Source organism: Pontibacter saemangeumensis (assembly GCF_039541895.1).
Lineage (GTDB): Bacteria > Bacteroidota > Bacteroidia > Cytophagales > Hymenobacteraceae > Pontibacter > Pontibacter saemangeumensis.
This window is the reverse complement of record NZ_BAABHC010000016.1, coordinates 55,916-71,371: the sequence shown is the minus strand read 5'-3', so window position 1 is coordinate 71,371 and position 15,456 is coordinate 55,916. Positions and strand designations below refer to the sequence as shown.

The following is a 15,456-nucleotide window of genomic DNA, read 5'->3' as shown; positions in this document are numbered from 1 at the left end:
AGGTTAACCTTCTTATATACCGGAATCTAAGCATTGAACGAAATGCCAGCCGGTGTTTTGAATGATTCAACAACTCTTAACTCTTAACTGTTAGCTCTTAACTTTTAACTCTTTACTCATGAGCCATATTGTTGATAGAAGAAAGAACGACAAAGGGAAGTCTACTGGTAATCGGCAGAAGTTTCTGAAGCGGGTGGAGAGCCAGATCAAAAAGGCGATCCCCGACATCATCAGCCAGGAAAGCATCAAGGACAGCCATACGGGGGGAAGTGTGAAAGTGCCCGTGCGCGGCCTGGACGAGCCCAGCTTCCGCCATGACCCCACATCCGGCAAAAAGCAGATCGTGAAGCCTGGGAACGACAAGTTCAGCGAAGGCGACCGGATACCCAAACCCAAGGAGGGCGCCGGGAGCGGGGGCGGCGGAAAAGGTTCTAACAGCCCGGAGGTAACCGAGGATGAGTTCACGGTGATCCTGTCGCGGGAAGAGTTCCTGAAGTATTTCTTCGATGACCTGGCGCTCCCGAACATGGTGAAGAAGCTGATGGAGAGTACCGAGAACATCGAGATGAAGCGGGCCGGCTACACCCGCGACAGCGTCCCTTCCCGGTTAAACATCAAAACCAGCTACCAGCAGTCGCTGGGGCGGCAGCTGGCGCTGAAAGGGGTGTTCGACAAAAAGCTGCAGGTGCTGCAGGAGCGGCTGGCCGGCACATCTGACCCGGAGGCCCGGGCAGCCCTCGAGCTGGAAATAGAGAAGGTAAGCAGACAGGCGAACACGATCCCTTTTTTCGAGGACATTGACCTGCGCTACAACAATTTTGAAAGGGTGCCGATTCCGATCACCTCTGCCGTGATGTTCTGCATCATGGACGTGTCGGCCTCTATGGGCTACCACGAGAAAGACATCGCCAAGCGGTTTTTCACGCTCCTGTATATCTTCCTCACCAGGCAGTATAAAAATGTGGAGCTGGTCTTTATCCGGCACCACACCGAGGCGAAGGAGGTGAGCGAGGAGGAATTCTTCAACTCCCGGGAAAGCGGCGGCACGGTGGTGGCTCCCTCCCTGAAACTGATGGAAGAGATCATGCGGACGCGCTACGACCAGAGCTGGAATGTGTACTGCTGCCAGGCCTCAGACGGGGACGTCTGGTCGAAGCAGGATGCGCTGGAATGCAAAAAGCTGGTGAAAGAAAGCATCCTGCCGGCCATCCAGTATATGGCCTACATCGAGATCAACAACAAGCCGAAGGAAGGCGACCTCTGGCAGGCTTACAAGCGGATCAGCAACGATGAGAACTTCTCGATCCGGCACATCTACGAAGTGTACGAGATATGGCCGGTCTTCCAGGGCCTGTTTAAAAAGCGCAGCGAAGCGGTGGGCGCATAAACAGATAGAAACCGGGTATTGCCCTTCTATACCCTGTATATACCGCCAGTTTGAGCACAGCGGTAACTGGTGGTTTGACTTACAGCCAGTTTGTAACTGGCGAAAGTATAGATCAGAATTATTCTCCAGTTACAAACCTGCCTCCTGAATGCCACCAGTTGCGCGCGCGCTAAACTTGCGGCACCGGAGGGCAGCCTGATATCAACTATCTAACACCCTAATACATATAACAGCCATGGTGGATAAAGAGAAATACAGGGCGATGTTCTGCAACCCCAACTGGGATTACGAAACGCTGGAAGCGGCTGACGAAGTGATCAGCAGGATTGGCCGCGAGTACCTGAAGCTCAAGACGTACCCAAACCAGATCGAGATCGTGACTTCAGAGCAGATGCTCGATGCCTACGCCCTCACCGGCCTACCCACGTCTTACCCGCACTGGAAATTCGGGAAAGACTTCGTGCTCAACCAGAACAACTACACCAAGGGCCGCATGGGGCTTTCTTACGAGCTCGTGATCAATTCCAACCCCTGCATCAGCTACAACATGGAGAACAACTCCACCTGCATGATGCTGCTCGTGATTGCCCATGCCTGCCAGGGCCACAATGCTTTTTTCGCCAACAACTACATGTTCCTCGACTGGACTTCCGCAGACTCCATTGTCGACTATATGGTGTTTGCGCGTGACTTTATCATGAAGTGCGAGGAAGAGTATGGCGAGGAGGAAGTGGAGACGGTGTTGGACGCCGCCCATGCCCTGATGCACCACGGCGTGGACAAGTACAAAAAGCCAACCAAGGTATCAGCGAAGGAGGAAAACGAAAGGCTGAAAAAGCTGACGCAGATCAGGCGGGAGAACTATAACGAGATATGGCGGACCCTGCCGAAAGCACCCGCTGCAGCGGACTCGTTTTTTGGGGAAGAGGAAATATTCCCGAAAGAGCCCGAGGAGAACATCCTGTACTTCATCGAAAAGTACGCCCCGAACATGCCAGCCTGGAAGCGGGAGATCATCCGGATCGTGCGGAAGGTGTCGCAGTACTTTTACCCGCAGGGTGCTACCAAGGTGATGAACGAGGGCTTTGCCACCTTCACGCATTACCACATCATCAACAAGCTGTTTGAAGAGGGGTATGTGAACGACGGTTTTATGCTGGAGTTTATCAAGAGCCATAGCGGGGTGCTCTTCCAGCCGGGCTACAAAAGCAAGTACTACTCCGGACTGAACCCCTACACCCTCGGCTTTAACATTTTTATGGACATCAAGCGGATGTGCGAGGAGCCCACTGCCGAGGACCGCGCCTGGTTCCCGAACCTGGTGGGGAAGGACTGGCTGCAGCAGGTGCATTATGTGATGGAGAACTTCCGGGACGACAGCTTTATCCTGCAGTACCTCTCTCCGAAGGTAATCCGCGACATGAAGCTGTTTACCATCGTGGACAACGAGTTTGACAAGGAGTATGAGATCGGTGCGATTCACAACGAGCGCGGCTACAAAAGGGTGCGGGAGCAGCTCAGCCAGCAGTACGACAGGTCGGCGCACGTGCCCAACATACAGGTAACCAAAGTAGACCTGCACCAGACCAGCAAACTCTACCTGACGCACTATATACAGAAAGACCGCCGCCTGGACCCCGACAGCGCCTACGACACGCTGGAGCACATCCGCTACCTGTGGGGCTATCCGGTGGAGCTTCATTCAAAGAACAAGCTGGGCATAAACGAAAGCACCTACGAGGTGAAGTAGGAGAGCCTACTCGCTTATATATAGGCTGCATATATATAAGCTTGCCGCTTGATTCACGAGGTTCCGGTACGCGAAAGGCAGTGCTATATACCCTTCTTCAAGCGGCTTACCTCCGGAGGGGGACTTCATTGCATAGATATCATCTTCTATACCTGCACCAGGTTTCGAAGCAGCCACGGCATTGAAGGCCTGGCTGCTTTTTATATGCCGGGCCTGGCTCCATGGTAGCCGCTTCCATACCCCTTTTGCCGTTGACAGGACAACTGTCAGATCATATCCTATTGCCGCAGCGTGCCGTGCAATCTTTAGGCACAACCTGTCCTGTCTGAAGCGCCTTTCACGGATTTTTCTCCCCCTGTTTCCAGTTAAACCGGTTTTTGTATATATAAATCGTTGATTTACAACCTGGACTATATACCCGTGTCTGCCTGCCGCGTAGTTTGTAGTAGGTGTTTCTATATCCTATCATCAAACTTATATTTATATGCAAGTTCTGCAATTCGGAGACAGGGGAGACGATGTCCGGCGGTGGCAATACTTCCTGACAGGACTCCAATTCGAAGTAGGGGAGGCAGACGGTGTTTTTGGGGAGAAGACCAGTCATGCGACGATCGCTTTTCAACGGCTGCACCAGCTAGCGCCGGACGGCATTGTAGGCAACAAAACCGCCGGCACCGCCATGACGCTTGGGTTTGATTTGTTAAACGATGACCGGGAAGGGATGATGGGGGCAAACTGGCCATCCAAGCCTGATTTCAGACCGCTCCTGAGCCACGAAGCGCGGGCCTCCATGTTCGGGTATTTCAGCTACAGGCCGCTGCCGCTGCCACGCAACCCCGAAAACATCGAAGTGTTGGATGGCTGGATCGCCCGGAACATTGTGCGGGTAGAGGTGCCGCAGCTCATCCGCATCAAAGGAAGTGCAGCGGTCTACTTCCACCGGCTTGCGGCCGGCCAGCTCATCCGGCTCTGGCACCAATGGGAACAGGCCGGGCTCCTGCACCATGTCCTGACCTGGGAGGGAGCGTATGCGCCGCGCTTTATCCGGGGCAGCAGCCGGATCCTGAGCAACCATGCGTTCGGCACCGCCTTCGACATCAATCATGATTGGAACCGGCTGGGCATGCTGCCGGCACTTGTGGGGCAGCGGGGCTCTGTGCGGGAACTGGTCTCCATCGCCAACGGCAATGGCTTTTATTGGGGAGGTCATTTCTCCCGGTCCGACGGGATGCATTTTGAAGTGGCGTGGCTGGGGTGAGGCAGCATGTTGCGATTACTGCAGCTTAAAGCTATATACTGGTAAGGTGGCCGTACCACGGACTGTGACGGTAGCAGATCCGGGTGCAGGTACAGGATAATTTGGATGCGTGTATTTTTAAAATTGAAGGGGTGAAGCCATGGACAAGAAGATTTATATATGCCGGTGGGGCGATTGGGATGATCATGCCATCAATTCCTACGAAAGCAGGGAAAAGGAAGTGTCAGAGGATTATTTTTCAGATCAGAACGGGTACGAGCAGGAAGACATGAACGCGATCTCAAGCCTGGATATCGGGGAGCGGTATGATGTAGGGTCCGGCAATCAGATTGTGGAAAGGATAAAGTAGGTATCCTGCTGCTTACGGTATTGTCGAACGGCCACTGCCAGTGCGTTCAGGGGAATGCGCTGCGACCAACCGCGCGTAAACCTCAGCACATGCCGCGTTTCTGCTCGGCACACGCAGGAGGAAACACATGTTATAGCTGCCACTGGTGAACAATATTGCCGACCGTAAAGGGTGCCTTTACCATTTGATACGAGGGTAGCGTTTACACTGCTCAATAGAGCGTGACACAACCTGCCGCTTCCATGCCGGGCATGTATGCCGGTAAGGAGGCGGCAGGTTCTTTTATGCTCGCGCTGTAAAAAAGGCAAATAGTGGCAGCACAGTAAATGGGTTGAGTGCAAAGGAACAGGCTCAGAAGAAGAGAAGCATTCTTCAAAAGAACCTGGTGCGTGACAAAACCTTCCCAAAAACAAAGAAATAGCGCCAGCGGGGATGCGTGGCATCCCATCAAAAATCTATATATTGTTGTGGAAGAAGAGAATCGGGGACGAAGAGTATCTAAACCATATCTTGTAACGCTTTACTATGAAGAACCTTTACATCCTGCTGCTGGTAGCCTTTGCAATGTCATCAAATGCGCAGACGAATTCATCCCAAAAATCAAAGCCCCTGTCGGAGGCCTCGCCGGAAAAGGTGGGCATGTCCCCTGAGCGCCTGCAGCGGATTGATGCGATGCTGCAGGAGGCTGTTGCCGAGGGCGATGTACCGGGGGCAGTAGCCCTGGTAGCCCGTAACGGGAAAATAGTGTATCACAAAGCCTTCGGCCTGGCGGATAACGAGTCGGGGCGGGAACTGAAGAAGGATGATATCTTCCGGATCGCTTCCCAGACCAAGGCCATCACGGCCACTGCCGTGATGATGCTGTGGGAGGAGGGGAAGTTTCAGCTCGACGACCCCATTTCAAAATACATTCCGGCGTTCAAAAACCCGCAGGTCCTGAAATCTTTCCAGTACAAGGACACCAGTTATACCGCCGTGCCCGCCGCCCGCGAGATCACGATCCGGCATTTGCTGACCCATACCTCCGGATTGGGCTATGGGGCCATAGACGGCGACGAGCGTTTCAAGATGCTCTATCATAAGGCTGGGGTGACAGACCTGTTCACGACGGAGCCTGTCAGCATCGGGGAAAGTGTCAAGAAACTGGCAGCCCTGCCGTTGCACCATAACCCCGGGGAGAAGTACACCTACAGCGAGGGGCTCGATGTAATGGGCTACTTTGTAGAGGTAGTGTCCGGGATGCCCTTTGATGTTTTTCTGAGGAAGCGCCTGTTCGAGCCGCTCAGCATGAACGACACCTGGTTTTATCTACCCGACGCGAAAGCGAAGCGACTGGTGTCGGTGCAACGGCCCGAGGACGGTAAATGGCGCCGGTACCCGGTTACGTTTTATGACCCGGAGTACCCGGTAAAAGGGGCAAAGCAGTTCTTCTCCGGCGGGGCAGGCCTTTCCAGCACCGCAAAAGACTATGCCACCTTTCTGCAGATGTACCTGAACGGCGGGGAGTTGAACGGAAAACGGTTCCTCAGCCGGACAACCGTGCAGTCGATGATGGGCAACCAGATCGGCGACCTGTGGGAAGGGACGGGCAGGCACTATGGCCTTGCCTTCGGTGTGCAGACGCAGCAGGGCCAGGACAAAGGGGGGAACGGCAGCCAGGGAACCTTCGACTGGGGAGGCTATTTCAACACGCAGTATTTCGCAGACCCCCAGGAAAACATCATCGGGATCTTAATGAAGCAGACACAGGGCACCACATCGGATGACACCGGCTGGAAGTTCCGTTTGCTGGTTGGCCAGTCGGTGGATGATTGAGGGCCTGTATGGTTTATCCGGCGCCGCACCTGGTACAGGTATCATTTCATGCCTCCAGCGCAGATCTATATATACAATATAATAAGTTTGATTTGCCTCTGTAGCCAAATACCAATATTAGTTGGTCTATGCGCATTATATCTAACCTGTCGCAGATTCCGCTCCCTGGAGGGGCAGGGGTGGGGTATGTTGAACAGCTTCATGCGCAGGACGCAGTTGATGGGGTATAATTTTTTTTAAGGTTTAAGTAAATAGCCGCAAATTCCCCTCCTGGGGGTAGGGGCCCTCTAAATAACAAGGTGTGGTAGGGGTGATTCGCATTTATTTGCACAGCGAAAATGCGCTACCCGTATCAACCTGTTTCCCAAATTTAGCTCAGATCCTGCTTCCCGGTAAAAAAGGTTCTGTTCTGGGAATCATTCACAAGAACATTCCGGGGCGTTCGCTGGATAATCCGAGGGATAAATGCCGTTTGCCGTGTGGCTACCTCCACCCACTTTAGCCATATATAAACACTGCACCACGAGGTTGACATATAAGCGGGAAAGGGCGGGGTACTCAGGCCATTGGCTATCGCAAAATATTATCCTGCAAAAGGACATAAATTGATTACTCCCGTTCCAACTCCTCCTTCGCCAGCCAGATCATACAGCCTTTTTCTGAATTGTAATTTTTTAATAGCAGCGGAGCGGCGAAGGCAGGTTTATTTTCAGCGCAGCAAAAGCTTAGGTAGTGATTATCTGAACAATAGGCAGGTTGGGTAGTTAGCTTTAAAACCAATCATAAATTTAAAAAAGCAACTATGAAGAATTTAAGCATTTTTATCTGCGCCACTTTCCTGATGTTCGGATGCAATAGCAACGAGCCAATGACTGAAAGTTCCGAAGTTGTGGCAGAAGAAACAGAAGCCATGGCAACAGAGGAGACCATGACCGCCGAAGCACCCACGATTGTGGAGCTTGCCTCGAATACCCCAAACCTGTCGACGCTGGTGACGGCACTGCAGGCGGCTGACCTGGTGACAGCCATGCAGGGTGCAGGGCCATATACGGTATTCGCCCCGACGGATGAGGCCTTTGCAGCACTCCCGGCCGGCACCCTGGACAACCTTCTGAAGCCGGAGAACAAGCAGCAGCTCGTGGACATTCTGACTTACCACGTAACTGAGGGAAGTGCGATGGCCGCAGACCTGTCGGATGGCATGAAGGTGAAAACACTGAATGGCAAAGAACTGACCGTGATGATGGAAGGGGATAAGGTGATGCTGAATGAGGCCACCGTCACCACACCGAACGTGGAAGCTTCGAATGGCGTGGTACACATTATTGACAAAGTAATGCTGCCGCCAACCGGAATGTAAATTTCACTGACACGACCTACCCTAAAGCAGCCATGGCATCCTTTGCCTGGCTGCTTTTTTTATGCCTGAAATCCAGAAGCCAGTGGAGGCAGCAGCGGAAGGAGCAACAGTGTTTAGAATATGCCTTGCTGATTATATAGCTAAATGATTCGGCTATATAGCCCGCGTGTACTTTTAAGACAGAAATGCGCTTTCATACAGTTGATCTTGGTATTAAAGAGTAAGAGTGACAGGGCTAATCTATATACTCAAAATGCGAAGGTGCAAACAGGCCGGTTGCCCAGCTTTATATATCACGGTAGCTGCCTTTGAAGACTTCGTTCACGTGCCAGACGGTGAATTCGGGGTTTGGATAATAGGTTTTCTTCTGGGGCGGATTGATGGATTTGCCATGGTGCTGCAGCAGCCATTCATTGGCACCGATACCGTTTACTTCATCGGACACCAGCATCTTTAAATCAGCATTAACGGTAAAGGCACCGAGATCGAACAATTTATGATGCGTAGCGCAAAGCGCCAGCCCGTTTACTTCCACATCCGGTCCGCCTGCCTGGTGCCACATGATATGGGCCGCTTCAAGGGCTAAAATCTTGTGCTTCAACCGGACGCCGAAGCCACAAACGGCGCACTGGTATTCGTAAGCTTTCAGAATGCTTTCCCTGAAGAGCGGGTCTCTTTTCCGGGATTGTTTCAAGTTGTTGTTCAGCGGGCCAATATGCAAATTGAGGCCTACGGCATCCAGAATATCCTGATGCAGCGTCTCCGGGAAATTCTGTTCCAGGATCGTTTCCACCACATTCCGTAGTAATTCCGGGTTGTGTCTGATCTGTTCCGTTACAGAATCAGGGAATTTGCCCTGCAGATCGTTTGATAGTAAAAATTTTGAGGTGTAGTCCTGCTTTGTGTCCAGCAATTCCGGTTTATTAAACTGCCATAGATTGTCGTTGGCTAGCTTTGTGAAAGGGAAGTTAGGATAAAGTGTCTTTCGCTGAGGACCAAAATCAAGCAGCAGCTCTTTAAGCTTCGGCTCTATATATGAGTAAGGGATAAAACCTGCGTTCCCCCTTTGAATTTCTCCCAATGCCAGTAGCATCAGCAGCGGCTTGTGGGGCGCACGAATGCCCTTGCTTTTCCAGGTGTTGATGTTCTGGAACTGGGAGAGGAGGTCTTGGTTGAGCATCAGGAAATGAACCTTTTTTCCATCAAACTATTTTACTATCAGAATATTGAAGGCTGTTAGTGTTACCCATGCCAATAACACAAATTATTTCCCCAAATCTAATGAAGCTATCTCCATCTCAAAGCCAAATTTGATAGCTTTCTTATAGTTCTTCAACGCTATTTGAGAATGCCTCTCTGTCAATGCTTTTTTTTCAGCAGCAAGATCAGCCATAAATCGATATTCAAAGTCCAGTAATTTTTTGTTTTTCTTATCCCATTTTACCACCGCCTGTATAAGCTCAAGAGTTATTTCTGGTTTTTCTGTTACACCCGCCGTTGCGTCCAATTCAAAATATTCCTCCGTATCAAAAAGAATTTCAGATGCCTTATCTATAACTAGATCGAGTATTTGCTGACCATTATTGAACTCAATTTCGCTCAGCTTTCTGTTTCTGCTAAAGTTTGATCCAATTGTTCTGGCCATAGTCCGCTGATACGGAGTCAGATTCCTAGTAGCTCTGCCCCAATCTTCAATCTTTTCCCATGTCTTTGGGTGAACCGACTGCAGCCTTTCCTGCAGCGCTTTGATTTCAGCAGAAACCATTTCATCTTCTGTTACTCTGACTCTCTTATACACTTGGCCTCTCACTTCAAGATCATCCCTGATGCTGTCAAAGGATACACCAAAATCCTGTTGCCTGACAGCATTCCAGCAGTCTTCTTTCTTTGCCCACTCACCGTAAAGGGATCCTGGTGCATGGGTTCTGATATAGCTTTCCACTCTTATCATGATTTCACGTAACTTTTCTCTCAGATGATCACTGATATTCTGCGCTTTCCATATCTTATAAAGATCAAGCCTGTAACCAAGCCTGTAACCAAGCCAAGCTATGGTATAAGGCACAGTAACATAACGCATGTCTCCAATTGCGTTAGGCTTGACACCATAAACCTTCTCAGCTGCCCGGAAAAATATTGCTTTCGCAACAGCATCTTCAAAGTATATGTTATCCGGACTTGAGCTGAAGTTATGGTGCATGAACTGCACATAATTTTTCTGATTCCCCCTAACCACAAAATGTGGACCTATAACAATCCTTCTGCCATCATATACTTCCTGATAGGTATTGATGTACTTGGCAAGATCCTCCTTAGTAAGCACTTGAGATTTGGGATTCTTGAGCTCGAACGCCTTCCTTTTCGCCTGCGTAAACCCTTCCTTGAGCATAGCCGTTTTATACTGCCCTCTCGCCCTGTCGTAGAACCAGCGGGTCTGCTGGGATTTACCGGAAACAGGAGGGGCCCATATAGTCCGTGACAATTTTTCCAGCAGAATATGATTTTCGCTGTTAGAGCTAAGATCGGATGCTGAAATCTTATTCTGAGTGTTGGCGTACTCTGCAATGCGCGCAACTACTGTGCTGAAGTTTTCCTTATTTTTGACAACATTCAGCTTAACCTGCACAAAAATGCCTGACACATTTGCTTTATCTTTCTTCCAAGTATGGTATATGGAAGCAGTAGTCTGACCTCCGTTTACTATTTGAAAATCCTTCACCCATGCTACCGAATTTCCTTTACCGTCAGGTAAAGGTTCCAATCGGATTTCCTCGGCAGTTGCAGCCAGACCATTATTAAAAGCCAGAAACATGTGGGGCTCTGTCATTATCGTTTTTCTGATTCCCTTGTTAATCTTACCGGTAAACTGCAGAAACGATCTGACGTTCTGTTCCAGCAGCCGGGATCCAAATCTTTCATAGATGTTGACTAAGGCATCCCCGGAAATAATAGCCAGATAGGATTGATATTCATCATTTTCTGTAGGGGTATAAATACATGGAACCTGAAAGCCATCTTCTTTGAAATTGATCTCAATAGGAACATGGGATTTTCCAGAAATATTGTACAGGTAGTTCAGATCAACGACCCTGTAGTAGATGGGGTGTCCTGATATGGAATGGTTTGCTATATGATCACCCGGATAAATGCCATCTGTCACAATGAAAACATTCACTCTGACCAATCCTTCCTTCAATTCCTTGGACTCCCCTAAAGTGTGTGCCAGATCAAAAATTTCGGAAGCCTCCTCTATTTCATGAACATAATCTTTATAAACCGCATTCCTGAAGAAATTGGTAATTCTTTTTGCTGCCTTATCTATTTGATCTTTTGATATCCTATTAAATTCATCTGTCCCATTGTATATGGTAATGAAGAGATCAAGCGTTTCATAATTGTCTGACAGCGCATAGGCATTGATCTTGTGTTGTATACCTGTTTTCAGGACTTTTTCATCATAGCAAACGCGAACATTTTCTGTTTCACCGCCATCAGATAACAGATCTACAGCAGCCTGTGTGAAGATCTGCTCCAGAGTGCCTCCATCTTCCTCAGAGAGCTGCTCTGACCGGACTTCCTGCTGAATGTTCTGATAAAATTTGCTTAATTCCAGGTTTTCAAGATTTGTTACCATGCTTGGTTCAAGATTTGATATACTGAGTTTTCATTTGTCTGATAAGATTCGCAGTCGGAGATGATGATGGAATATTTAACATCACCAACACCGTGTCTCAGATCATTTTCTTCTATCCGAGGGAAGGCACCTTCAACGCTGTAAAAGGTTTCTGTACGTATTACATAGCCCTTATTCGCATAAAGCTCCCTGTGTGCAGGCAAGTACCCTGCCTGCACCAGTTTAAACTGAAATTGAGAGTAAAGTCTAAAGTCATACAGTAAGAATGAAGACACAGAATCAACTAGGTCATTAAGTGATTCCCCTGCAGCCTGTTGTGTATCCAGTGATAAATGGAATAAGTAAAGATGCCCTACAGTGGTTGTATCGAGCTGGCGTTCACTGCTGATGTGGACTCTCTGATGATTATTCCCCTGACTTGTTTTAACTTCAAGTGCACACACACCATACTGAAAATCCCTGACTGCTTTGTCGGAACCGACCCATGCTGTCAGAGGCTTTTCCGGATCCGGTAAAGCAAGGAGCATTTTCCTCAGCAGAAAAATTTCCCCATATAAGCCTCGGTGTTCTTCCGGTGTTAAGCCACTTGTTGCTGCTTTTTCAAGTAAGGCATGCCATTTATCCACCCTGCTCAGAAACTGTCTTAGAACTTGGCGAGGGTCTGACAGCTCAATGACATTTGAGATAATATCGCTTAGAAGGATATTAAATATATCCTCAAAGTTCCTATCCTGCAGGCAAAGACTGAGCAAAACAGAATCTGTACTCTCAGCCATTTTTTCAACTTTGATGCCTTTGAGATTTCGCTCTACATGTGCGTTACTGGCAACATGAAGGGGTACTCTTATTAACAAGCATCGCAAATTACCAGCCAACTGGCCTAAGTACAGCGGGCATGGTGCTGTATCAGAATACCTTGTCTTCACAAAGCCTGACTGGGAGGGCGCATTGCTGGCAAGCTGAGTCCACAGCTGGTTTATTCTGCTAATTTCCATCATCTTCAGCATCTAGCTCATCCGGATAATCAAATTCCTGAATAAACTGATTATTAACCGCATACTCAATTTTTTCATCATTTACTATTTCCGGAAAGCTGATAGCAAAGCCAAAGATCGGCACATCAGAATAAGTCTCTCTTTTTGTACCATATTCCTTCTTTTCTGGGGTGCTCGTGTCAAGCAACCACCGGTGTAATGGCGCGTGATGCAGGGGGTAAAGCAGTAACAAGCCTTTGATAGCTTTTCTTGTATACTTTATCCTAGCTCCACTTGGTAATGAAGGCTTACCTTCTCTGTTACTCTTTCCCCAGTCCATCTCAGTAAGTGCCAGAGCCCTGCCAATTTCAATATCATCCATATCTATAAGTTCATGATTAGGGGATATAATCATTGCCTTATTTATAGTATAGGAACTCACAATCTCATCAGGACGTGTGAGCGTGATGCTTCTGTCTGTTAATCCAATTTCCTTTTCTTCCCCATTTATTTCGACTATACCCTTGTCGGCTTCGTCCTTCACCATCGTATTATTAATAAGGGCAACTGTCCAGTCTGTAAGGTTCCCCTTTCTTACCTGTGCATCAATGTAATCTGCCATTTTATGAACATCGACCACTTCTCTTGCAATAGAGAAAGAGCGTAGAAACTGTGTAATCAGGTTGCTGTTGTTCGGCTTCTGCCAGACATACTTTTGATTTTCTACTTCTTTATTAACAGGTCCTATTGGGTCTTCCAGTGCTTTAATTAAATCTGTTGTTACACTAAAGTTTCTGGAAAAGATCTGTGGATCGATCTTGAAATTGTGAGTTTGCTCAAGCTTACCGGAATAGCTTAACATCATTATATGTTTATGCCTGAACTTGTTGGCAGAAGTGATTTTCAAAACTCCCGGATGAGTCCTTACTTTCAGTCCATAATTTCTTGGAGTTTCATTAAGAAGAAACATATAATCAAATTCAGATCTCATCTCTTCTGAAGCGATTGTTATATGTTTAAACCACTCAATGAGATCATTACTGGTAAATAACCTGCACAAGTCTGCATACCCGGGTCTATAACCAAACCACCGGCCCATTTGCATAAGAGTATCATACATCTTAGAAGCGCGCAGGTAATAACTTGTAGTAAGCCCTTCCAAGGTTAGCCCTCTTGAAAGTTTATCTCCTCCAATAGCTATAACAGATAAATAATTGCCTTGCTGTTCAGAAGTGAAGTAATCAATAGGTGAAATATTGTGATAGGATAAGCCGGCAACGTTCTTGTCACCATGAACTGCCCGTACTTCAATTTTAGAACTGGCGTTGAAAAGTTCGGCTTTGACCCTTGACCAGGATATCGGCTTGATTTCCGGATCGGTATAAGTATGGGTCTGATTAATAACCTGTCGGGTTTTAGGCTCAAATTCCTCAACCCATATTTTACGGAGCTCTTTGACGACATTACCCTGATCAAACTCGATTTGACGCTGATAGAATTTCAGTTCAGCGTCAACTAAACTGGATATTCTATCCTGCCAGTCAATGAACCTAGACACATGTACCAGCATGGAGTTATGGACATTCACCTGCTTTCTTGCTCTTCGGGCGGCACATGAAAGTATAAAGCACTTCACTGCATACTTCAGGCTTTGCGGTAGCTCGGTTGGCAGCGGGCCTCCCTTCTTATGTTTGTCAGGAACAAAGTTTATATAGTCAGAGATTTTAACAACTACCGGCAACGGTTCTTCAGCATTTTCAGATGAAGAGGCGGCAGGCAGACCAAATACTTTTGAAGGTCCTATGTAATTTGAAGGCGCGGGAATATTGATGATAAAGTCTCTAGGGAACAAGTCCTGACCTACAGAGAATTCAAAATCCTTTATGTTCATATTCAGTCCTTTCGTCTGATTATCATTTAGAAGTGGAATGAATATATTTGCGAATGGCGTGGCGGTATATCCTATATAAGCACTCTGCTCAAACAAGGACAGCAGGGCTCTGATACTTCCATTTATAGTAGAAACTTTTCTGGGGTCAACATTGATGGAAGCATTATCAGCCTCATCATCTATCAGCAGGAAAGGCAGATCACGAATAATAATCTTACCATCAGGAGTTTTGTCTCCTCTTGCAGCAAGCCATGTTATAAGGTTTTTTAAAATCGATGGATTCTTTTTTACAACCAGAATAATAGGATCAGTACCGCGAATGTTTACTCCCGATGACTGGGCAGCCTGTGCCTTGAAATCCCCGTTCAGCCTGCTGGTTGTCAAAGCATGTGCTGGCAGATTTTTATTGTACTGGCCAACACCTATTCTGTTACCTGCATTTGAAAAGTTCATGGCAGTCTGGGTGTTAAATCCCAAGAAGCCTTCATCAACCCTTATTTGAGTCTGGCTTCGGAGACTATCATGCATGCCTGCAAGGACTATTATTAGCTTAAACCCTGCATCAGCAGCTTTATTAATCAGACCTATATAGTTGCCCGTCTTGCCCGACTGAACCTGCCCGACAACCATACCTCTCTTATCCCATGAACCCGGGGTTTTGGGGTCAATGATTCTGTCAAGTATATCATCTGTTAAGTTATCAAGCTTATTCAGTGTAGAGGGAGCAATCTTTTTCTGAAGATACATCACATATCTGTTCCAGAAGCTCCACTTTATTTCTGACTTCTTGTTCTTAAGCCAGGGAACGTACGTTTCATCATCAACAAGTATTCTGTAATTATCGGAAAACACAGAAAACTGGGATTCTAAATATTTGTACATTGAATCGCTCTCACCAAGCAGGTTTGGAAAAAGTTTCAGAATATTACTGATCGTATCCTTAAGATCAGCATCCGTAACGTTTCTCTTTCCTTGCAAAAGGGTGACACCTATTTGTTTTGCCTGTTCAAATTGTTTTGCCTGTTCAACCTCTGACAT

General features: G+C 47.8%; 10 protein-coding genes. 6 read left to right on the top strand and 4 right to left on the bottom strand.

Features of this window, described 5'->3' with window-relative positions:
- The first annotated feature begins 118 nt into the window (after window positions 1–118).
- The 6 genes from ABD920_RS14285 (at window position 119) to ABD920_RS14260 (ending at window position 7,919) form a co-directional block, all read left to right on the top strand.
- A complete protein-coding gene (locus ABD920_RS14285; RefSeq protein ID WP_345159974.1) occupies window positions 119–1,387 on the top strand; it encodes a YeaH/YhbH family protein in 1,269 nt (422 codons plus the stop codon).
- 235 nt (window positions 1,388–1,622) lie between these two features.
- The gene (locus ABD920_RS14280; protein WP_345159972.1) at window positions 1,623–3,137 is read left to right on the top strand and encodes a SpoVR family protein; all 1,515 of its coding nucleotides are present in this window, start codon (window positions 1,623–1,625) and stop codon (window positions 3,135–3,137) included.
- 484 nt (window positions 3,138–3,621) lie between these two features.
- On the top strand, window positions 3,622–4,395 hold the full coding sequence (locus tag ABD920_RS14275) for a M15 family metallopeptidase (RefSeq protein ID WP_345159970.1): 774 nt from the start codon (window positions 3,622–3,624) through the stop codon (window positions 4,393–4,395).
- A 139-nt stretch (window positions 4,396–4,534) separates the two neighbouring features.
- Entirely contained in the window at window positions 4,535–4,744 is a 210-nt protein-coding gene (locus ABD920_RS14270; protein WP_345159969.1) for a hypothetical protein, read from the top strand.
- A gap of 525 nt (window positions 4,745–5,269) precedes the next feature.
- The gene (locus tag ABD920_RS14265) at window positions 5,270–6,559 is read left to right on the top strand and encodes a serine hydrolase domain-containing protein (protein WP_345159968.1); all 1,290 of its coding nucleotides are present in this window, start codon (window positions 5,270–5,272) and stop codon (window positions 6,557–6,559) included.
- A 928-nt stretch (window positions 6,560–7,487) separates the two neighbouring features.
- Window positions 7,488–7,919, top strand: a complete 432-nt coding sequence (locus ABD920_RS14260; protein WP_425568634.1) for a fasciclin domain-containing protein — start codon at window positions 7,488–7,490, stop codon at window positions 7,917–7,919.
- Window positions 7,920–8,205: 286 nt separating this feature from the next.
- On the opposite strand, the gene ABD920_RS14255 is transcribed toward ABD920_RS14260, so the two are convergent.
- The 4 genes from ABD920_RS14255 to ABD920_RS14240 all read right to left on the bottom strand — a co-directional run bounded on the left by ABD920_RS14255 (window position 8,206) and on the right by ABD920_RS14240 (window position 15,456).
- On the bottom strand, window positions 8,206–9,099 hold the full coding sequence (locus ABD920_RS14255; RefSeq protein ID WP_345159966.1) for a phosphorothioated DNA-binding restriction endonuclease: 894 nt from the start codon (window positions 9,097–9,099) through the stop codon (window positions 8,206–8,208).
- 84 nt (window positions 9,100–9,183) lie between these two features.
- Window positions 9,184–11,553 (bottom strand): AIPR family protein, encoded by a 2,370-nt coding sequence (locus ABD920_RS14250; protein ID WP_345159965.1) that lies wholly within the window; start codon window positions 11,551–11,553, stop codon window positions 9,184–9,186.
- Entirely contained in the window at window positions 11,547–12,560 is a 1,014-nt protein-coding gene (locus ABD920_RS14245) for a PD-(D/E)XK motif protein (RefSeq protein WP_345159964.1), read from the bottom strand. The genes ABD920_RS14250 and ABD920_RS14245 overlap by 7 nt, the downstream gene beginning before the upstream one ends.
- On the bottom strand, window positions 12,538–15,456 hold the full coding sequence (locus ABD920_RS14240; RefSeq protein WP_345159962.1) for a Z1 domain-containing protein: 2,919 nt from the start codon (window positions 15,454–15,456) through the stop codon (window positions 12,538–12,540). Before ABD920_RS14240 ends, ABD920_RS14245 begins: the two co-directional genes overlap by 23 nt.

What these genes read in the sequence shown, in the direction of transcription:
- ABD920_RS14255 (WP_345159966.1), bottom strand. Translation starts at nt 9,099, where the DNA reads ATGCTCAACCAAGACCTCCTCTCCCAGTTCCAGAACATCAACACCTGG.
- ABD920_RS14250 (WP_345159965.1), bottom strand. Translation starts at nt 11,553, where the DNA reads ATGGTAACAAATCTTGAAAACCTGGAATTAAGCAAATTTTATCAGAAC.
- ABD920_RS14240 (WP_345159962.1), bottom strand. Translation starts at nt 15,456, where the DNA reads ATGTCAGAGGTTGAACAGGCAAAACAATTTGAACAGGCAAAACAAATA.
- ABD920_RS14260 (WP_425568634.1), top strand. Translation starts at nt 7,488, where the DNA reads ATGACCGCCGAAGCACCCACGATTGTGGAGCTTGCCTCGAATACCCCA.
- ABD920_RS14280 (WP_345159972.1), top strand. Translation starts at nt 1,623, where the DNA reads ATGGTGGATAAAGAGAAATACAGGGCGATGTTCTGCAACCCCAACTGG.
- ABD920_RS14285 (WP_345159974.1), top strand. Translation starts at nt 119, where the DNA reads ATGAGCCATATTGTTGATAGAAGAAAGAACGACAAAGGGAAGTCTACT.
- ABD920_RS14265 (WP_345159968.1), top strand. Translation starts at nt 5,270, where the DNA reads ATGAAGAACCTTTACATCCTGCTGCTGGTAGCCTTTGCAATGTCATCA.
- ABD920_RS14245 (WP_345159964.1), bottom strand. Translation starts at nt 12,560, where the DNA reads ATGCTGAAGATGATGGAAATTAGCAGAATAAACCAGCTGTGGACTCAG.
- ABD920_RS14275 (WP_345159970.1), top strand. Translation starts at nt 3,622, where the DNA reads ATGCAAGTTCTGCAATTCGGAGACAGGGGAGACGATGTCCGGCGGTGG.
- ABD920_RS14270 (WP_345159969.1), top strand. Translation starts at nt 4,535, where the DNA reads ATGGACAAGAAGATTTATATATGCCGGTGGGGCGATTGGGATGATCAT.